The organism is Streptomyces sp. NPDC000941, from assembly GCF_053599555.1.
This window is the reverse complement of sequence record NZ_JBSFMM010000215.1, coordinates 1-18676: the sequence shown is the minus strand read 5'-3', so window position 1 is coordinate 18676 and position 18676 is coordinate 1. Positions and strand designations below refer to the sequence as shown.

Here is an 18676-nt window from a genome sequence, read left to right as displayed (position 1 = left end):
GTGGAGCGTGCGAGGTAGACGATGCCCATGCCGCCGGCGCCGAGTCTGCCCAGCAGCCGGTAGCCCCCGATCCGCGCCGGATCCCCCGAACGCAGCGGGATCACTTCAGCTCCCCCTTCACGGCCTCGGCCATCTTGACCAGCGGGGAGTACAGCAGGTCGTCGGTCTCCTTCTCGCTGTATCCCTTGGCTCCCTTGACCATCACGGACACGGTCACCGGCCCGATCCGCGAGGAGCCCCAGATGTACGGATACGGGCCGCCGGCCGAGTCGCTCTCGTACTCGCCGTGCTCCCAGATCTGGTCATCCGCCGTCTCCTGGCCCCGCCGCCCCCACGGGGCGCCCGAGGACAACAGCGAGATGATCCGCTCGTCCTGGTTCAGCCGCTGCTCGGGACAGCGCACCACCTCCTCCAGCGTGGTGGCCATCTCCTGGTCCGCGCTGTCGGCACCGGCGTGCACCGACACCACCACCATCACCCGAACCGGCCCCTTCCCGGCCCCCTTGGCGGGCAGCACGCTGTGCTGCGACAGGCTGGCGAGCACCCCCTTGGGCAGCTTCTCGCGCTGCCATACACACGCCCCGTCCAGCACCGCCCAGGTGCGCGAGTCGCTCTCGAAGGGGTGCTGCCGTACGAAGTCGGCCCCGAAGTCCTGCGGCCCGGCGATCACCTGGCGGGCCAGCCGCTGCGCCCGCGCGGAGGTGTCGGGCACCCGGTCGGGGCGCACCGTGAAGTCGGGGCCGGACGGGATCGGGCTCGCCCGCGGCGCGTCGTTCACCGACGGCGGCGCCCCCAAGTCCGAAGGCGTACCCGGGCGCTTGGGGCCCGACCCGCCGGACCCCGACGAACAGCCGGCCAGCAGCAGGCCGACCGACAAGGCGGCCACACCGCCCCGAAGCACCCCGTGACATCGCACAGTTGCCCTCTCCCCCCACACACGACCGTCAATGACACCTTAAAATGCCGCCGTTCCACACGGGACCCGGCGTCATGTCCGCCGGGGACTGGACGGCATCGGCCGACCCTGATAGCGCTGTGCCGAGAAGTACCCGCACCACCCACTGTCCCCCCACTCCACTCCACGGAGCACCATGACCAATGCCCTGATCATCGGTGGCGGAATCGCCGGAACCGTGACCGCGATCGCCCTGCGCAAGGCCGGAATCAACGCGGCCGTGTACGAGGCATATCCCCCAGCCGGCACGGCAGGCACAGACGGCACCGCAGGCACAGCCGCCACCGAAGCGGGTGCGTTTCTGCTCATCTCCGCCAACGGCATGGAGGCGTTGCGCACCATCGGCGCACACCAGCCGGTGCTGGACAACTCCTTCCCGGCAGGCCGCGCCGACTTCATCAGCAACACCGGTAAACGGCTCGGCGGGCGGCCCATGGCCGGCTCCGAGGAGGGCGCGCTGAGCGCCCGTACGATCAAACGCGCCACCCTGGCAAGGGTGTTGCGCGAGGAGGCGGCGCGCCGCGGTGTGCGCGTCGAGCACGGCAAGCGCCTCCTGGCCGCCCAGACCGGCCCCGACGGACGCGTGGTGGCCTCCTTCGCGGACGGCGGGCGGGCCCAGGGGGACCTGCTCATCGGCGCCGACGGAATCCACTCCCTCATCCGCAGGACCATCGAAGCCGCGGCGCCCCGGCCACGCTTCACCGGCCAGCACACGGTGTGCGGCTACACCCGCGACGCCGCGTCGCCCCCGGACCCCGACAGCTACGCCATGATCTACGGCAAGCGCGCGTTCTTCGGCTGCACCACGGCCCCCGACGGCGAGGTCTGGTGGTTCGCCAACACCCCGGGCGCCGAGCTGTCCAAGGACGAGCTCGCGGCGACCACCCCGGAGCAGTGGCGGGAGCAGCTGGCCGGTCTGTTCGCGGACGACAACACCCCGGCGGCCGAGATCATCCGCGCGAGCGGCGAGTCCATCGTCGCCACCAACGCCTACGACATCGCCTCGACGCCCACCTGGTCCGACGAGACGATGGTCCTGGTGGGCGACGCGGTGCACGCCTGTGCGCCGAACGCCGCCCAGGGCGCGTCCCTGGCCATCGAGGACGGCGTGGTGCTCGCCAAGTGCCTGCGCGACCTGCGCACGCCCCGGTCGGCCTTCGCCGCGTACGAGCGGCTGCGCCGCGAGCGGGTGGAGCGGGTGGTCGCGACGAGCGCGGGCCTGGTCCGCCGCACCGTGCCCGGGCCGGTGGGCCGGGCCCTGCGGGACGCGATACTCCCGCGGAAGCTCGAGCGGGCGGACGCCGACGGCGGCGCCGCCGACTGGCTGACCGGATACCGCATCGACTGGGACGAGCGCGTCACGGGGGAGGTGGCGCGGGCCCGTCGGTAACGAGCCCGCGGACGCGGCACGCCGGCTCGGCCTCAGGCCCCCTGGGGCCGAGCCTTAAAAGGGGGGCTTGCTGTCCGGGGTTTGGCCTCGGCACATGAGGGCACTTGGAGCGTTCCGTGAGATTCGTATGCCCGGGAGCCCCGCGTGAACCGAGTCCGCATCGTGATCGTCGGCGCCGGATTCGCCGGCTACCAGGCGGCCCGTACGCTCTCCCGCACCCTGCGGGACGAGGCGGAGATCGTCCTGGTCAACCCCAACGACTACTTTCTGTATCTGCCGCTGCTGCCGCAAGTGGCGGCCGCCGTCCTGGAACCCCGCCGGGTCTCGATCTCCCTCACCCAGACCCTGCCGGGGGTCCGCCTGGTGCTCGGCGAGGTCGACTCGGTCGATCTCGACGCCCGCCGGATCAGCTGGACGGACCCCGAGGGCCGGCGCGGCCGGATGGACTACGACCGGCTCGTGCTGTCCGTCGGCAGCGTCAACAAGTTGCTGCCGATCCCCGGCGTGGCCGAGCATGCGCACGGCTTCCGGGACATGCCCGAGGCGCTGTATCTGCGCGACCACATGATCCGCCAGATCGAGCTGGCCGGGGCGGCCGACGACCCCGCGGAGCGGGCCGCCCGCCGCACCTTCGTGGTGGTCGGCGCGGGGTACACCGGCACCGAGGTGGCCGCACACGGCGTGCTGCTCACCGACGCCCTCGCTCGCCATAACGCCGCGCTGTGCGGCGCCCCGCCGCCGCGCTGGCTGCTGATCGACATCGCGGACCGGGTGCTGCCCGAGCTCGACCGGAGGCTGTCCGACACCGCGGACCGGGTGCTGACCAAGCGTGGCGTGGACATCCGTACGGGCACCTCGGTCAAGGAGGCCACCAAGGACGGCGTGTTGCTCGACACCGGTGAGTTCATCGCGACCCGGTCGCTGATCTGGTGTGTGGGCGTCCGTCCCGACCCGCTCGTGGACGACCTCGGTCTGCCGACGGAGCGGGGGCGGCTGTGCGTCGACCCGTATCTCGCCGTGCCGGGTCACCCCGAGGTGCTGGCCTGCGGGGACGCGGCGGCGGTGCCCGATTTGACCCGGCCGGGCCAGTTCACGCCGATGACCGCGCAGCATGCGCAGCGGCAGGGCAAGGTGGCGGGCCGCAATGTGGCGGCCACGCTGGGGTACGGCACGCGGCGCGCGTACAAACACCACGACCTCGGTTTCACCGTCGACCTCGGCGGGGTGCAGGGAGCCGCCAATCCGCTGCATGTGCCGCTGTCCGGACCGGTGGCCAACCTGGTCACCCGCGGCTACCACCTGATGGCGATGCCCGGCAACCGCGTCCGGGTCGCCACCGACTGGCTGATCGACGTGGTGCTGCCGCCGCAGGGCGTACAGCTGGGCATGGTGCGCTCCTGGGCGGTCCCACTGGACACCGAGGCGCCCGAGCGTGTCCGGATGCCTCATACGGCCCCGGACGGCCGCTGATGGGCCAGGGACCAGAGACCAGAGACCACGAAGGAGCGATATGCAAGACCATCTGCTCAGCGAGCTCGGGCAGCAGCTCCGAGTGGACTCGGTACGGGCCGCGGCGGCGGCCGGATCCGGCCATCCCACCTCGTCGATGTCGGCCGCGGACCTGATGGCCGTCCTGTTGGCGAACCATCTGCACTACGACTTCGAACAGCCCCGCCACCCCGGCAACGACCACCTGGTCTTCTCCAAGGGGCATGCGTCCCCACTGCTGTACTCCCTGTTCAAGGCGGCCGGGGCGATCAGCGACGAGGAGCTTCTCACCTTCCGCAAGCTCGGCAGCCGGGTGGAGGGACACCCCACACCGCGGCTGCCGTGGGTGGATGTGGCCACCGGTTCGCTGGGACAGGGGCTGCCCATCGGCGTCGGCCTGGCGCTCGCCCGCAAGCGCCTGGACAAGGTGAACAGCCGCGTCTGGGTGCTGTGCGGGGACAGCGAACTGGCCGAGGGCTCGGTGTGGGAGGCCGTCGAGCACGGCTGGTACGAGCACCTGGACAACCTCACCGCCATCATCGACGTGAACCGGCTGGGCCAGCGCGGGCCCACCCGCCACGAATGGGATCTGGGCGCGTACGCGCGCCGTCTGCACGCCTTCGGCTGGCACACCATCGAGATCGACGGCCATGACGTCGCCGCGATCGACCGCGCCTACGGCGACGCGGCCTCCACGGTCGGCCGGCCCACGGCGATCATCGCCCGCACCGTGAAGGGCCGGGGCGTGGCCGCCGTGGAGAACCGGGAGGGCCTGCACGGCAAGCCGCTGCCGGACCCCGAGGAAGCGGTCGCCGAACTCGGCGGCGTACGGGAGATGGCCGTACCGGTCCTCGGCCCGCCCGCGGTCGGCATCGCGCGGCCGTCCCGCGAAGGCCCCCTGACGCTGCCGCGTTTCGACCCCGGCGAAGAGGTCGCGACACGGGACGCGTTCGGGCAGGCGCTGGCCGCGCTCGGCACGGCCCGCGGCGATGTGGTCGCGCTCGACGGCGAAGTGGGCGACTCCACGCGCACCGAACTCTTCGCCAAGGAGCATCCCGAGCGGTTCTTCGAGTGCTACATCGCCGAACAGCAACTGGTGGCCGCCGCCATCGGGATCCAGGCGTGCGGCTGGAGCCCGTACGCGTCCACCTTCGCGGCCTTCTTCACCCGCGCCTATGACTTCATACGGATGGCCTCCATCAGCCGGGCGGACCTCAATCTGGTCGGGTCGCACGCCGGGGTGGCCATCGGCGAGGACGGCCCCTCGCAGATGGGACTGGAGGACCTGGCGGCCTTCCGCGCGGTGCACGGCAGCACGGTGCTGTACCCGTGCGACGCCAACCAGACCGCCCGGCTCACCGCCGAGATGGCCGAGGAGTCGGGCATCCGCTATCTGCGCACCACCCGCGGCAAGACCCCGGTCATCTACCCGCCTTCCGAAAGCTTCCCGATCGGCGGCAGCAAGCTGGTGCGCGCCACGGACGACGACCACGTCACCATCGTCGCGGCCGGAGTGACCCTGCACGAGGCGATCGCCGCCGCCGACCGGCTCGCCCAGGAGGGCATCCACGCCCGCGTCATCGACCTGTACACGGTCAAGCCGGCGGACGCGCAAACTCTGAGGGCCGCCGCCGACCTGACGGGGGCCCTGGTCACCGTCGAGGACCACCACCCCGAGGGCGGGCTGGGTGACGCGGTGCTGGAGGCCTTCTGCGACGGCTACCCGATGCCCCCCACGGCCCGGCTCGCCGTGCGCGACATACCGACCTCCGCCACCCCGGCGCAGCAACTGGCCGTGGCCGGGATCGACGCGGAGGCGATCGCCGCCGCCGCCCGTCAACTGGTCGGCGCGGCGAACTGACGTACAACCTCTGTGACTGTACGAGGAGCGGATCATGAGCAACGACCGCGGAAAGCGTGTGGTGGTGTTCGGCGCCACCGGCAACACCGGCACCAGCGTCCTCCGGGCGCTCGGCGAGGACCCGGACGTCGCCTCCGTCGTGGGGGTCGCCCGCCGCATCCCCGCCTGGACGCCGCCGAAGGTGACCTGGATCCGGGCCGATATCGCGGAGGAGGCGGACGACCTGGTCCGGCCCCTCGAAGGCGCCGACGCCGTGATCCATCTGGCCTGGCTCATCCAGCCAAGCCATGCCCCGGTGACCACCTGGCGGACCAATGTCCTCGGCAGTATCCGCCTCTTCGAGGCCGTCGCGGCCGCGGAGGTGCCGGTGCTGGTGTACGCGTCCTCGGTGGGGGCGTATGCGCCCGGCCCCCAGGACCGCCGGGTGGACGAGTCCTGGCCCACCCACGGCTGGCCCGAGGCCGCGTACTGCCGCGAAAAGGCATACCTGGAACGGGTGCTGGACGCCTATGAGGGCGAGCATCCGCAGGTGAGGGTGGTGCGGATGCGCCCCGCGTTCCTCTTCAAGGAGCAGTCCGCGGCCGAGCAGCGCCGCCTGTTCCTGGGACCGTTCCTGCCCCGCCGTCTGGTGCGCCCCACCCTGCTGCCGGTGGTGCCCGACATCCACGGACTGCTGCTGCAGGCCCTGCACACCGACGACGCGGCCGAGGCCTATCGGCTCGCGATCGGCCGGGATGTGCGCGGCGCCTTCAACCTGGCCGCCGAACCCCCGCTCGACGCGCGCGTGCTCGCCGAGATGCTGGGCGCCAGGGTGGTCCGGACGCCGCGCATCGCCGCCCGCTCGGCACTGGCCGCCGCCTGGCACCTTCGTCTGGTCCCCGCCTCCCCCCAGCTGTTCGACGCCGCGCTGCGGCTGCCGCTGATGGACGCCGGCCGTGCCCGCGATGAACTGGGGTGGCAGCCGCGGCGCACCTCCGCGGAGACGATCGAGGAGTTCCTGCACGGTCTGCAGCACGACAGCGGCATGGAGACGGCGCCGCTGGCGGGACACGCGGCGCCGAGCGGCTGACGGGGTACGGCTACCCGTCCGCCTCCCTGAAATCCTCCCATCGCGCTCTGACCACCCCGTCGGAGTCCGGCACGACGGCGCGCCAGCGCTCCAGGGCGGAATCCTCGAGCATGAACGTGAAGCCCTCGTCGGTGATTTCGGCGAGAGAATCCGCGCCACCCGGATAGGAACGGTAGGCCAACTCTCCTGGCGTCAATGGAGCCTTGAAGGCCATGAAGTCTTCGTCCAGCAGATCCGTGTCGAGCCGCAATTCGGGGTCGGAAACGACACTCAGCAGTGAGCGGGGGCGGACGGTTTCGGCCACCTCGGCGGAGTTTTCCGAGGTCACCCGGAACCATCGGTAGCCGCACGCGCCGTACGCCCAGCGCTCGCACAGCAGGGTCAGCTCCGCGGCGGCCGTTCGTACGGCGGCCCAGAATTCCGCATCGGCCGGCCTGTCGACGATCCGTGACCCATCCGCGGGTTCCGGTGCCGCGGTGCGCCATTCGAGACTCACGTCGTCGCCGTGCAGGTCCGCCATCCGGCCGGCCATTTCCGGCGTCATAAGGAGATGTACGAAACCATTCCATCCCGATTCGATGCGCAGCTGATCCGTGCTGGTCAGCCGACAGTAGGGACCGCGACCGGCCGCCATGCCCACGGCAAGGTCCACAGCCTCCCGCGGGCCGATCTCCAGCCCGTTGCGGAGCGCGGAGAACTCGTCGGGCAGCGGCTGGCCGACGAACAACTCGCCGACCTCAAGCGTGTCGGCGCCGCTCGCCTCGATCACGGCCCCGAGCACTCTACGCAACTCCGCGGCGTAAGCACCCCAGCCCTTGGCTTCGTCAAGCACGTCTCGCACGTTTTCGTCACGAGGGCCGACGGCCAGCTCGGTGACTACTTCGCGATCCACTTGAGGCCTCGTATCTCTCCATTGGGTCCGACATCCAAATCGTAGGTTCCGTCTCGGTCCTTGTCCTTGGTGGACTGGAAGGGGTTTTTGAAGTTGGCGCCCTTGAAAATACCGCCCTTGTGCCCGTTCCGGTCCCAGGTGATGTAGCGCGGCAGAGTCCGCCCCGGCTTCTTGTGCTCCCAGATCATGGGTCCTGCGGCGGATTTCTTGTTGGTGTTTCTGTAGCCCAGGTACTTGGCGATGTCGTCGGACCACTCACGTGTGATCGGATTGCGATTGCAGTTGCTCTTACGGGGTTTGTCGGCCGTCACCCGATCACCGGGGCGGATGTCCTCGCTGGGGCGGCGGGTGCCGTCGGTGAGGAGCGCCCGGTCGCCGGTGGCGAAACTGTGCGGCCTGGCGCAGTTCGCGCTGTTCCGCTCCTGCTTCACCCGGTCCACGAGCCGCTTCACCTCGACCGTCGCCAGCGCGCGGGCGGTGATCAGGGTTCTGGAGGTGTACGGGATGCGGTACTGGACCGGCCGGCCGCCGTTCGCCCGGGAGCGGGCCCGGGCCTCCGCCTTCTTCTGTGCCTCGATCGAGGCGAAGGTCGGACCGGCGCCCGGGTTGGAGCAGGACAGATTGCCCGAGACGCTGGTGCCGCTGACGGCGAAGGTGCCCTGCTGACTCGTGCACCCGCCGGCGGACCTGCCGTCGATGGTGAAGGTGGCGCTCATGACGGCGGTGACCTTGCCGTCCACCAGGCGGCTCTTCGCGCTGGTGGTGATCTGTCCGGTGAAGTTCTGGCCGGCGGTGCAGCCCCCGGAGCCGCATTTGACCGAACCCGAGCCGCTGAGCGTGAGGGAGATGCCGCTGTCGGTGGCCTTGTTGAGTTCCTTGGTCCGCTTCTCCAGGGTGTCGAGCATCGGGTCGACGGCGTCCCCGGTGACCGGGGCGAGATCAATGCCCTGGGAATCACTGCCCTCGAGAGGACCGTCCGTCACCTCCGGGGAATCCTTGGCCCTGGTCAGGCTCACCCTGCCGGCGGACCCGCTCGGCGTGGGTTCCGTCAGCCGGGACGGGGTGTAGGGCTCCAGGCGCAGCACTCGGTGCGGCTTCTTCTCGGTGATGAGCAGACGGCCCGCGGAGGTGTCCACCGCGAGGGCCGGTGTGCCGTGCACCGTGCGGGGCGGCCGAGCCGACTCGCTCGGGGCCGGGGTGCCCTCCAATGCGTCCAGGGCCCGGGAGAGCTGAGTCGCCAGCGCGGCCGGGGACGGCCGGCGTTCGACCGCTTCCCTCGCCGAGTCGGCGCCGCTCCCGTACCCGGCCTCCCATGTGCCGGGAGCCTCCTTGCCGGGCTTGGCGTCCTTGTCGGGTGCGGGGTCCACCCGCCAGCGGGTGAAGGTCTTGCCGCCCACGTTCAAGATTTCGCGGTCGAGCGACTTCTGGCCGTGGCCCATGGTGCCGAAGCGGCTGCCGGAGGCGGTGACGGTGATGTCCCGCTTCGTGGTGTCGGCCGGCGAGGATTCCTCGTAGCGCAGGCCGGGGGTGAGCAGAAGATTGTCGACCGCCTGCCGGAACGGCGCCAGGTTCAGCTTCGGCAGGCTCTTCCGCTTCGCCTGCGGCTCCTCCGATCCCGAGGTGTCGCTCCAGAGCACCAGCCCGGCCACCAGCGCCAAGATCAGCGCACCGACCCCGCCGAACAGCAAGAACCGCCCGCGTCGCCCCGAGGGCAGCAGCCGCCGCGCTCCGCCGCGCGGCTCCGGGGCCGGCGGTGGGGGCGGCGGGGGCCAGTACGGTGAGCCCGGCGGCGGTCCGTAGGGGGAGTGCTGCGGGGGTGGGTACGGGGTGCCCTGCGGGGGCGCGTACGGGGGCTGCGGCGGAGGCACGAAGGCGTCGGGGGGCGGGCCGAACCCGCCGCCCTGCGGTGGAGGTGGACCGTACCCGCCGCCCTGTGGCGACGGGCTCTCTGGTGGCCACTGGCCGTCCGGTCGTGCCGGCTCCGTCATGACATCCCCCGTGTGCTGTCGATGGCGCCGCCGCGAGGTGATCGCGTCCCCCCGCGCGACTCTCTGCCCCAACTGCAGGTCAGAGAGCCCATGTTCGCAGCAACAGGGCCTGATGGCCAGGGACACGACCGGTGGCCCCGCGCGTCATCGAGTCGCGGACAGGGGCGGCGTGATGCACGGTGGGAGGGGCAGTTCCACGGTGAGGGGAAGGACCATGTCCAACCACACATACCGCGTTGTCGAGGTCGTCGGGTCATCGGGGGACGGCGTCGACGCCGCGATCGCGAGCGGTATCGACCGGGCGTCGAAGACCCTGCGTGAGCTTGATTGGTTCGAAGTCACCGAGATTCGCGGACACATGGAACGAGGGCGGATCGCGCACTACCAGGTAGGGCTGAAGATCGGCTTCCGGATCGAGGACACCGACTCCTGACGCCCGGCGGGCAAGGTCGCTCGTACCGCCTCGTACTGACGTGCGACCGGCCGTCCGGCCGCCCCGGTCAGGGCACCACGGTCACCGGCCAGCGCCCGGCCTTGACCAGCCGGATCGCGACCGAGCCGACGAACCGGTGCCCCGCCTGCTCCGACGCGCCCACCACCACGGCGTCGGCCTTGAGCTCGTCGGCCGCCTGCACCAGGCCGTTGTACGGATCGCCGCGGAAGGTATGGAACTCCCAGCGCACCTCGAAGACCCCGCGCAGCCGCTCCGTCGCCTCACGGATCTCCTGGATCAGCTCCTCGGCGACCTGCTCGGTTGTCTGGGCCACCGAGGCCCCCAGCGCCGCCCCCGCGGCCAGCACCGGCTGTACGTACACCACGGCGAGCAGCGCGCGCTGCCGCCGGGCCAGGCCGGCCGCGTACGACGCGGCGCGCCAGGAAGAATCGGAGCCGTCCACTCCGACCACGATGACTTTCGGGCCGTCCGTTCCGCGTTCGAAGGACGCGGGGAGTTTGTCCACCACATCTGCGAGGCTAGCGCCAGGAAAGGGTAGGTGATCAACCGGCCCGGACCGCGGCGCCCGCGCCGCGACCCACCATGACCGGCACCGTACAACAGGAGAATCGATGGGCGGAACGCACCGTGGCGAGCTTCTTGCCGTCAGTGATCTGCACGTGGCCTACCAGGAGAACCGGGAGATCGTGGAACGGCTGCGGCCGGGCTCGGACGACGACTGGCTGATCGTCGCCGGGGACGTCGGCGAGCTGTTCGCCGATATCGAGTGGGCGCTGGGCCTGCTGAGCGAGCGCTTCGCCAAGGTCATCTGGTCGCCCGGCAACCATGAGCTGTGGAGCCACCCCAAGGACCCGGAGAAGTCCCGTGGCGTACGGCGCTACCAGGCGCTGGTGGACATGTGCCGGGCGAAGGGGATCGCCACCCCCGAGGACCCCTACCCGGTGTGGGAGGGCATCGGCGGGCCGCTGACCATCGCCCCGCTCTTCCTGCTCTACGACTACTCGTTCCGACTCGAGGGCCTGGAGACCAAGGAGGCGGCCCTCGCCCATGCGCACGAGGCGGGGGTCGTGTGCACCGACGAGCACTTCCTCCACCCGGAGCCGTACGCCACCCTCGACGCGTGGTGCCGGGCCCGCGTCAAAGAGACCGAGGCGCGGCTCGAGGCATGCGACCCCGAGCTGCGGACGGTGCTCATCAACCACTGGCCGCTGACCCGGCTGCCCACCCGGGTGCTGCGCTACCCCGATTTCGCCCTGTGGTGCGGCACCGAGCTCAGCGCCGACTGGCATATGCGGTTCCGCGCCGAGACCGTGGTCTACGGACATCTGCACATCCCCAGGACCACCGTGGAGGACGGGGTGCGCTTCCAGGAGGTGTCGGTCGGCTATCCGCGAGAGTGGAAGCGCCACGGGCTGCTGCCGGAGGACCCGCTGCGCCGGGTGCTGCCGGTGCCGGTGTCCTGACCCGCCGGTATCCCGTACGCGCCCGTCTTGACGGCACCGGCGGGTGGCGCCGTACGGTCACGGCTGTGAACCCTGATGCGGTGTTCCTGCCCGAGACCTACGCCGCCGGTGTCCCGTACGCGCTCTTCGCCGAGGCGCGCGCCACCCGCCCCGTCTGCTGGATCGAGGAACCCGCGGTCGGGGCGTGGCCCGCGGGCCCCGGCTTCTGGGCGGTCTTCCGGCACGCCGATGTCAAACATGTGTTGCGCACGCCGGAGGTCTTCTCCTCCCAGCTGGGCGCCACCCAGATCCGTGACCCGGATACGCCCGGCGATCTGGAGTTCGTCCGGGCGATGATGCTCAATCAGGACCCGCCGGACCACTCCCGGACGCGGCGGGTCGTCGCGGCGGCCTTCACCCCGCGCGCGGTGCGCGAGCTCCGGACGGTCATCGAGGCACGCGCGCCGGCGCTCGTCGAGGGCGTGGCACCGCGGGGTGAGGCCGACTTCGTGGAGCTCGCGGCGGATCTGCCGGTGTGGACGCTGGCCCATGTCATGGGCGTCCCCGAGAGCGACCGGGGTCTGCTGTTCGACTGGGCGAGCCGGGTCATCGGCTACCAGGACGCCGAATACGCGGCCTCGAGCACCGCCGAGGCCGCGGGGCTCAGCCCGATGGCGCGCGCGGCCCTCGTCCACCGGCCGCGGTCGCTGACCCGCCCGGACGGCCGGCCGATGAATCCGCGCTCCCGCGAGGCCCTGGCCGATATGTTCGCCTACGCCCACGCGCTGGCCGAACGGCCCCGGCCCGGCACCGTGATGGCCCATCTACGGGAGGGTGGTCTGAGCCGCGAGGAGTTCGAGAACATGTTCTTCCTCTTCGCGGTGGCCGGGAACGAGACCCTGCGCAACGGCATCCCCGGCGGGCTGCTGACCCTGCTGGACCACCCCGAGAGCCATGAACTCCTGCTGGCCCGCCCGGAGCTGACCGACTCCGCCGTGGAGGAGATGCTGCGCTTCTGGCCGCCCGTCATCGACTTCCGCCGCACCGCGACCCGCGAGGTGGAGCTGGGCGGGCAGCGCATCCGGCACGGCGACAAGGTCGTCGTCTACCACGCCTCCGCCAACCGCGACGAGATGGTCTTCGACGACCCCGACCGCTTCGACATCACCCGCAGCCTGGGCGACCACGTCAGCTTCGGCCACGGCCCGCACTTCTGCCTGGGCGCGCACCTCGCCCGGCTGCAGATGCGGGCGATGCTGCGCAGCGCGCTGACCCGCCTGCCCGGGCTGCGCCGGGCAGGCGAGCCGGTGCGGCTCACGTCCAACTTCCAGAACGGCCTCAAACACCTGCCGGTCAGCTGGGAAACAGATCTCTGAACGGGTCGGCCGTGTCCCCGACCGATCGGCCGAAGGGCGCGTCGAAGTCCCAGACCAGGAAGAGCAGAAAGACCATCAGCGCGCAGAACATCGCGGACATCGCCAGCTCGCGCGGTGTACGGCGGATCTGCAGCGTGAACAGCAGCCCGACCACCAGCGCCGCGCCGACGGCCAGCCCGAACCAGACCACTCTGGGCATCGTCGGCCCGGCGTTCTGCGCACGTGCCTCGCGGGCGGCGTCCACCGCGGCGACCTGGTCCACCAGCGGCTGGTAGATATGCCACTCCAGCTCGGTGCGCGGTGTGTAGTCGGCGACATCGCGCCGCAACTCGGCCAGCAGCGTGGCGCCGCGGTCGGTGAGCTCGCCCTTGTCGATCATCACCTGCCACTCCTTGGACACCACATGGTCCGCATACGCCCGGACGTCCGCGCGGATGCGGTCGCGTACCGGCGCGGGGTAGCCGGCCGCGCGCTCGCTCACCTCGTGCAGCGCCTGCGCCTCCGTGCGCACGCCGTCCTGCGCGGCGCCGCGCGCCTCCCAGACGCCGGCGATGGCCAGGCCCAGCACGATGGCGTACACCACGCCGATCATCATGGTCATGTACTCGATGACATCGGGCGTCTCCGAGGGATCGTCGTCCTCGGGGACCCGCCGCTGGTTGAGCAGCGTGACGGCCACGACGAGCGCACAGACCCCCGCCGTCACGAGAATCAGAATCAGCCATTCGGGCATGGGCAACCTCCGTCAGGTGTCGGCGTCGGCGTCAGCCGCGCGACCCGCGGCCGCGCGCGGCGGAGCGCGAGCGCGAACGGGGACGCAGGGCGGCGGCCGCGAGCACCGCGGGCGCGGTGATCAGCAGGGTGAAGGTGACCAACGAGACGCCGCCGCCCGACTTTTGGGGGGCGGGCGCGTGGTACGCGCCCAACTCCGCGGTACGAGGCGGGCCCGTCGGCGCCGGGGAGCTCGGCCGCGGCGTCCTGGGCGGCTTCTCGGCGGCCGACCGGGACGGCGACGGGGGCGCGGTGGGGCGTGCGGGGGGCGGCGCGGCCGAGGACGGCTTGGCGGGTGGGGTGGGCGCCGCGGTGTGGGTGGGGCGGTGCGTCGGTGTGGGCGCGGTCGTCTGCGTGGGGGTGGGCGTCGGCGTCGACGTATGCGTGGGGGTGGGCGTCGGCGTGGGGGTGTCCGTCGGCGTAGGCGTGGGGGTCGGGGTCGGCGTCGGGGTCTTTGTGGGGGTGGGTGTCGGCGTCGGACACCACCCCGGCCAGATCACGTCGAGACCCGGAATGCGCACCTCGATGTGGAGGTGGATGCCCCCGTGCGGGCCATGTGCCGAGTGGTCGGGCCCGTCAGCCCCGGCCCGGTCCGCCTCGGCCACGCGGCCCGCCCCCGCCGAGGCGAGTACCAGGGCCGTGGCGAGAATCCCTGAACGCAACGTGCGTTGCCATCGGTTCACGACCGAGATCTTCGGCTGATCGGACCCGTTACAGCCGTATGCCCGCATGGATTCCCTCGAATGGGTGAATTTGTGCGGAATCCGCCCGTCCGGGCTTTGGCTCTGCCGGGCTGAGCGCCCGGCAGAGCCGCGGCCTCGAACAGCGGCCTTGAAGGCTTGAAACAGCGGCCTTAAAAGACAGTCACCGCGCGTCCTTGAGCCGTGCCCGGTCCAGGATCGGGCCGGTGTCCACGCCGGGCGGCAGGGTGCCGAAGGCGTGGCCCCAGTCGCCGTCGAGCCGCGAGGCGCAGAAGGCGTCCGCCACCGCGGGGTGGCTGTACCGCACCAGCAGACTGCCCTGCAAGACGAGCGTCATCTGCTCGGCGAGGCGGCGGGCGAGCAGCTGCGCCCGCTGCGGATCGGCGAGCTGCGGCAGCAGATCGCGGAGGCGGGCGACGGCCGCGTCCAGCCGCGCGTCCGCCCCGGCGGCGGTGTCCAGCTCGGCCAGGAAGGCGTCCAGCGCGCCCGACTCGCGGCCCAGCGCGCGCAGTACGTCGAGGGCCGCGACATTGCCCGAGCCCTCCCAGATCGACAGCAGCGGCGCCTCCCGGTACAGGCGCGGCATGCCGGAGTCCTCGACATAGCCGTTGCCGCCCAGGCATTCCAGGGCCTCCGCGGCGTGGGTGGCGCCGCGCTTGCACACCCAGTACTTGCTCACCGCCAGCCCCAGCCTGCGCAGCGCCGCCTCCGACTCGTCCCCGGCCTGGGCCCGGTCCAGAGCCGTCGCCAGCCGCATCGCGAGCGTCGTGGCGGCCTCCGACTCGACGGCCAGGTCGGCGAGCACATTGCGCATCAGCGGCTGGTCGATCAGCTCGGCGCCGAACGCCCGCCGGTGCTCGGTGTGGTGCAGGGCCTGCCGGAGCCCGGCCCGCATGCCCGCCGCCGAGCCGATCACACAGTCCAGCCGGGTCACATTCACCATCTCGACGATCGTGCGCACCCCCCGGCCCGGTTCCCCGACCCGCCAGGCCACCGCGCCGTCGTACTCGATCTCGGAGGAGGCGTTGGAGCGGTTGCCGAGCTTGTTCTTGAGCCGCTGCAGCCGCATGGCGTTGAGCGTCCCGTCGGGCAGCACGCGCGGCACCAGGAAGCAGGTCAGGCCCTCGTCGGCGTGGGCGAGGGTGAGGAAGATGTCGCTCATCGGCGCGGAGGTGAACCACTTGTGACCGGTCAGCAGGTAGCTGCCGTCCGCCTGCGGGAGCGCCCGCGTGGTGTTGGCCCGTACGTCGGAGCCGCCCTGCTTCTCCGTCATCGACATACCGGCGATCAGCCCCCGCTTGCCCAGCGGCGGGCGCAGCCCGAAGTCGTAGACGCGGGCGGCGAGCAGCGGCTCGTAGGCGGCCGCCAGCTCCGGCTCGGCGCGCAGCGCCGGGACCGCGGCGTACGTCATGGAGATGGGGCAGCCGTGGCCCGGTTCGGCCTGCGCGAAGCAGTAGAACTTGGCCGCGCGCACCAGATGCGCACCCGGCCGGGTCTCGGTCCAGGCGGCGGCGTGCTGCCCACTGGTCACGGCGGCGGCCATCAGCTGGTGGTAGGCCGGGTGGTACTCGACCTCGTCGACGCGGTGGCCGTACCGGTCGTGGGTGTGCAGCACCGGCGGGTGCTCCTCGGCCATCCGCGCCCAGTCCTGGACCTCGGCGGACCCGGCCAGCGCGCCCAGCTCCCGCACCTCCTGCTCGCCCCAGCCCCCTCCGTCCCGCCTCAGGGCCTCCAGCAGGGCCGGGTCGTCGGCCGTGCTGAAGCCGATCAGCGGCGGGGCCTGGTTGAGGACTTCATGCGTGGCACCCATGGCGTCTCCTCGTGTGCGGGGGCCCTGCTCTCTTACACTTCCATCATGCTTGACGAAGAACTGTAATGGATAGGGTTCGGGCACATATGGACGACACCCGCGACACTCGCGATCACGCTGAACCCCGCGCCGCCGCTCCCAGCGCCGCTGGCGGAAGCGCCGCCGGGGCGCTCGCGCTGCGCCCGCTGACGGCCCGCTCGATCGTGCTCAGCACCCTGCTCGGCCACCATCCGCCCCAGCTGCCCGCCCGCGCCCTGGTCCGCGCCGGGGCGCTGTTCGGCGCCGCGGAGGGCACCGTCCGGGTCGCGCTCACCCGTATGGTCGCGGCCGGTGACCTCGAGCAGCGCGGCGGCGCCTACCGGCTCACCGACCGCCTCCTGGCCCGCCAGGCCCGGCAGGACGACAGCCGCGCCCCTCGTACCCGGCGCTGGGACGGCGGCTGGGAGATCGCGGTCGTCACCTCCGACCGCCGCGCCGCGCCCGAGCGGGCCGCGCTGCGCCAGGCCATGGCCGCCCTGCGCCTGGCCGAGCTGCGCGAAGGCACCTGGCTGCGCCCCGCCAACCTGGTGCGGCCGCGCCCGGCCGTCGCCGCCGAGCAGTGCGCGTGGCTCACCGGCGCGCCCGAGGGCGACCCGGTCGGGCTCGCGGCCCGGCTGTGGGACCTGGACGGCTGGGCCGCCCGGGCCCGGCTGCTGTCGGCTGCCCTGGAGCGGGCCGACGGACCGGCCGAGCGGTTCACCGTGGCGGCCGCCGTGCTCCGCCACCTCCTCGCCGACCCGGTCCTGCCCACCGGGCTGCTGCCCCCCGACTGGCCGGGCACCGATCTGCGCCGCCACTACGACGCCTTCGAACGCGAACTCCGGGCCCTGCTGCCCCAGTACGCGGGGGACTGACCCCGGGAACCGGGGTGTTTCAGGCCGACTCCCGCAGGACCAGTTCGGTCGGCAGGACCAGCGACGGCTCGATCTGCTCGCCGGAGGCGAGGCGCAGCAGTTGATGGGCGAGCCGCCTGCCGATGTGGGCGATGGGCTGGCGGACCGTGGTCAGCGGCGGATCGGTGTAGCGGGCGGTCTCGATATCGTCGAAGCCGACCACGGCGACGTCGTCCGGCACTCGGCGGCCCGCCTGTCGCAGCGCCCGCAGCACCCCCACCGCCATCAGATCGGAGGCCGCGAACACCGCGTCGAGCCCCGGCTCTTCGCGCAGCAACTCGCGCGTCGCTGCCACGCCCGACTCCTGGGTGAAGTCACCGACGGCGACGGTCGCGGACAGCCGCGCCTCGTCCAGCGCCGCCCGGTAGCCGGCCAGCCGGTCGATCCCGGCGACCATGTCCTGTGGGCCCGCGACGGTGGCGATCCTGGTGCGCCCGGAGCGCACCAGATGGCGCACGGCGGCGGTCGCGCCCCCGACGTTGTCCACGCCGACGTACGGCAGGGACACCGGGCCGAGCAGCCGTTCGTTGGAGACCACCGGGATGCCCATGCGGGCGAGGGAGGCGGGCAGCGGGTCGGCGCCGTGCACGGAGGCGACCATGACCCCGTCGACATGGCGTGCCAGGGCGAAGCGCTCGATGCGGTCCCGGCTGGCGGGGGAGCGGGCCATCATCAGCACCAGCTGTTTGTCGGCCTCCTCCAGCCGCTGGCTGACCCCGCGCACCACGCCGGGGAAGAACTGGTCGTCGGAGAACACCCGGCCCGGCTCCTCGGGCAGGACGAGCGCGAAGGAGTCGGTGCGCTGGGTGACCAGGCTGCGGGCCGCCTGGTTGGGGACGTAGCCCAGCTCCCGGATGGCCCGCTGCACCGCCTCGCGGGCGTCCTCGCCGACCCTGGTGGAGCCGTTGACGACGCGGGACACCGTGGCGCGCGAGACGCCCGCGTGCAGCGCCACACTCTCCAATGTCGGCCGGGTCCGGTGCATGTGCGCGATACCTCTGTTCTCCGTCGCTCTTCGCCGAGCCGCTGGTACGTGACGGTCGGTCGTCACAGCATGGATCACCCGGTGTAGCGGACGGCACCCTTCGGCCGAACTGTCATCACGGTCATCGGCTGACGGCTCCCGGCGGCGCCCGCTCAGGGCGCGAGGACGCGGGCGCGGCAGACGGAGGGCGAGCCCCAAGCGGCGCGCAGCGCACGGGCCTTGCGGATCCACAAGGACAGGTCGTACTCGTCCGTGTAGCCGATCGCGCCGTGCAGCTGCAGCGCGGTCCTGGCCGCCGCGTACGCCGCCTCGCCCGCGGCGACCTTGGCGGCGGCGACCTCCGCGCCGGCCCGGCCGGTGCCGTCCGCAAGTGCCAGCGCGGCCCCGTACAGCAGCGGCCGGGCGAACTCCAGGGCGACGAGGACGTCCGCGAGCTGGTGCTTGACCGCCTGGAACGAACCGATCGGGCGGCCGAACTGGGTGCGCTGCTTGGCGTATGCCACGGTCCGCTCCAGCAGCGCGAGCCCGGTGCCGAGTGCTTGGGCGGCCGTCACGAACGCGG

The 18676-nt window shown here is 72.0% G+C and carries 18 protein-coding genes; 8 read left to right on the top strand and 10 right to left on the bottom strand.

Features of this window, described 5'->3' with window-relative positions; translation table 11 throughout:
• Both ACWDSL_RS42835 and ACWDSL_RS42830 read right to left on the bottom strand, forming a co-directional pair.
• The coding region (locus tag ACWDSL_RS42835) for a hypothetical protein (protein WP_450493800.1) at positions 1-182 on the bottom strand (182 nt) is incomplete at its 3' end.
• Positions 101-886, bottom strand: coding sequence for a hypothetical protein (locus tag ACWDSL_RS42830; protein WP_450493798.1), 786 nt, complete (start codon positions 884-886; stop codon positions 101-103). The genes ACWDSL_RS42835 and ACWDSL_RS42830, both read right to left, overlap by 82 nt.
• A gap of 205 nt (positions 887-1091) precedes the next feature.
• Between ACWDSL_RS42830 and ACWDSL_RS42825 the strand changes: the two genes are divergently transcribed.
• The 4 genes from ACWDSL_RS42825 to ACWDSL_RS42810 all read left to right on the top strand — a co-directional run bounded on the left by ACWDSL_RS42825 (position 1092) and on the right by ACWDSL_RS42810 (position 6763).
• Entirely contained in the window at positions 1092-2345 is a 1254-nt protein-coding gene (locus tag ACWDSL_RS42825; protein ID WP_450493796.1) for an FAD-dependent monooxygenase, read from the top strand.
• A gap of 144 nt (positions 2346-2489) precedes the next feature.
• Positions 2490-3815, top strand: coding sequence for an NAD(P)/FAD-dependent oxidoreductase (locus ACWDSL_RS42820; protein ID WP_450493794.1), 1326 nt, complete (start codon positions 2490-2492; stop codon positions 3813-3815).
• 40 nt (positions 3816-3855) lie between these two features.
• A complete protein-coding gene (locus ACWDSL_RS42815; protein ID WP_450493792.1) occupies positions 3856-5694 on the top strand; it encodes a transketolase in 1839 nt (612 codons plus the stop codon).
• A 34-nt stretch (positions 5695-5728) separates the two neighbouring features.
• Positions 5729-6763, top strand: coding sequence for an NAD-dependent epimerase/dehydratase family protein (locus ACWDSL_RS42810; protein ID WP_450493790.1), 1035 nt, complete (start codon positions 5729-5731; stop codon positions 6761-6763).
• Between the two features lie 10 nt (positions 6764-6773).
• On the opposite strand, the gene ACWDSL_RS42805 is transcribed toward ACWDSL_RS42810, so the two are convergent.
• Positions 6774-7655, bottom strand: coding sequence for a hypothetical protein (locus ACWDSL_RS42805; RefSeq protein WP_450493788.1), 882 nt, complete (start codon positions 7653-7655; stop codon positions 6774-6776).
• A complete protein-coding gene (locus ACWDSL_RS42800; RefSeq protein WP_450493786.1) occupies positions 7640-9643 on the bottom strand; it encodes a toxin C-terminal domain-containing protein in 2004 nt (667 codons plus the stop codon). The genes ACWDSL_RS42805 and ACWDSL_RS42800 overlap by 16 nt, the downstream gene beginning before the upstream one ends.
• Before the next feature lie 214 nt (positions 9644-9857).
• On the opposite strand from ACWDSL_RS42800, the gene ACWDSL_RS42795 reads away from it, so the two are divergent.
• Positions 9858-10076, top strand: a complete 219-nt coding sequence (locus ACWDSL_RS42795; protein ID WP_450493784.1) for a dodecin — start codon at positions 9858-9860, stop codon at positions 10074-10076.
• Positions 10077-10143: 67 nt separating this feature from the next.
• On the opposite strand, the gene ACWDSL_RS42790 is transcribed toward ACWDSL_RS42795, so the two are convergent.
• A complete protein-coding gene (locus ACWDSL_RS42790; protein ID WP_450493782.1) occupies positions 10144-10605 on the bottom strand; it encodes a universal stress protein in 462 nt (153 codons plus the stop codon).
• A gap of 103 nt (positions 10606-10708) precedes the next feature.
• Between ACWDSL_RS42790 and ACWDSL_RS42785 the strand changes: the two genes are divergently transcribed.
• Positions 10709-11560 carry a metallophosphoesterase family protein gene (locus ACWDSL_RS42785; protein ID WP_450493780.1) on the top strand — a complete coding sequence of 284 codons (852 nt, stop codon included), beginning with the start codon at positions 10709-10711 and terminating at the stop codon, positions 11558-11560.
• A 65-nt stretch (positions 11561-11625) separates the two neighbouring features.
• Complete coding sequence (locus ACWDSL_RS42780; RefSeq protein WP_450493779.1) at positions 11626-12915, top strand: cytochrome P450; 1290 nt, start codon at positions 11626-11628, stop codon at positions 12913-12915.
• Here ACWDSL_RS42780 and ACWDSL_RS42775 read toward each other — a convergent pair.
• The 3 genes from ACWDSL_RS42775 to ACWDSL_RS42765 all read right to left on the bottom strand — a co-directional run bounded on the left by ACWDSL_RS42775 (position 12893) and on the right by ACWDSL_RS42765 (position 16197).
• Complete coding sequence (locus ACWDSL_RS42775; RefSeq protein ID WP_450493777.1) at positions 12893-13648, bottom strand: bestrophin-like domain; 756 nt, start codon at positions 13646-13648, stop codon at positions 12893-12895. The genes ACWDSL_RS42780 and ACWDSL_RS42775 overlap by 23 nt on opposite strands.
• 31 nt (positions 13649-13679) lie before the next feature.
• Positions 13680-14369 carry a hypothetical protein gene (locus tag ACWDSL_RS42770; RefSeq protein WP_450493775.1) on the bottom strand — a complete coding sequence of 230 codons (690 nt, stop codon included), beginning with the start codon at positions 14367-14369 and terminating at the stop codon, positions 13680-13682.
• A 181-nt stretch (positions 14370-14550) separates the two neighbouring features.
• Complete coding sequence (locus ACWDSL_RS42765; protein ID WP_450493773.1) at positions 14551-16197, bottom strand: acyl-CoA dehydrogenase family protein; 1647 nt, start codon at positions 16195-16197, stop codon at positions 14551-14553.
• Positions 16198-16283: 86 nt separating this feature from the next.
• Here ACWDSL_RS42765 and ACWDSL_RS42760 point away from each other — a divergent pair, with 86 nt between their 5' ends.
• Positions 16284-17090 carry a PaaX family transcriptional regulator C-terminal domain-containing protein gene (locus ACWDSL_RS42760; RefSeq protein WP_450493771.1) on the top strand — a complete coding sequence of 269 codons (807 nt, stop codon included), beginning with the start codon at positions 16284-16286 and terminating at the stop codon, positions 17088-17090.
• A gap of 19 nt (positions 17091-17109) precedes the next feature.
• On the opposite strand, the gene ACWDSL_RS42755 is transcribed toward ACWDSL_RS42760, so the two are convergent.
• Positions 17110-18114, bottom strand: coding sequence for a LacI family DNA-binding transcriptional regulator (locus tag ACWDSL_RS42755; RefSeq protein ID WP_450493769.1), 1005 nt, complete (start codon positions 18112-18114; stop codon positions 17110-17112).
• Positions 18115-18266: 152 nt separating this feature from the next.
• Positions 18267-18676: acyl-CoA dehydrogenase family protein (locus ACWDSL_RS42750; RefSeq protein WP_450493767.1), on the bottom strand; the 410-nt coding region annotated here is incomplete at its 5' end.

Excerpts from the sequence above, each read along its gene's own strand:
- ACWDSL_RS42825 (WP_450493796.1), top strand. The coding sequence starts at position 1,092 with ATGACCAATGCCCTGATCATCGGTGGCGGAATCGCCGGAACCGTGACC.
- ACWDSL_RS42815 (WP_450493792.1), top strand. The coding sequence starts at position 3,856 with ATGCAAGACCATCTGCTCAGCGAGCTCGGGCAGCAGCTCCGAGTGGAC.
- ACWDSL_RS42810 (WP_450493790.1), top strand. The coding sequence starts at position 5,729 with ATGAGCAACGACCGCGGAAAGCGTGTGGTGGTGTTCGGCGCCACCGGC.
- ACWDSL_RS42800 (WP_450493786.1), bottom strand. The coding sequence starts at position 9,643 with ATGACGGAGCCGGCACGACCGGACGGCCAGTGGCCACCAGAGAGCCCG.
- ACWDSL_RS42795 (WP_450493784.1), top strand. The coding sequence starts at position 9,858 with ATGTCCAACCACACATACCGCGTTGTCGAGGTCGTCGGGTCATCGGGG.
- ACWDSL_RS42785 (WP_450493780.1), top strand. The coding sequence starts at position 10,709 with ATGGGCGGAACGCACCGTGGCGAGCTTCTTGCCGTCAGTGATCTGCAC.
- ACWDSL_RS42775 (WP_450493777.1), bottom strand. The coding sequence starts at position 13,648 with ATGCCCGAATGGCTGATTCTGATTCTCGTGACGGCGGGGGTCTGTGCG.
- ACWDSL_RS42765 (WP_450493773.1), bottom strand. The coding sequence starts at position 16,197 with ATGGGTGCCACGCATGAAGTCCTCAACCAGGCCCCGCCGCTGATCGGC.
- ACWDSL_RS42760 (WP_450493771.1), top strand. The coding sequence starts at position 16,284 with ATGGACGACACCCGCGACACTCGCGATCACGCTGAACCCCGCGCCGCC.
- ACWDSL_RS42755 (WP_450493769.1), bottom strand. The coding sequence starts at position 18,114 with ATGCACCGGACCCGGCCGACATTGGAGAGTGTGGCGCTGCACGCGGGC.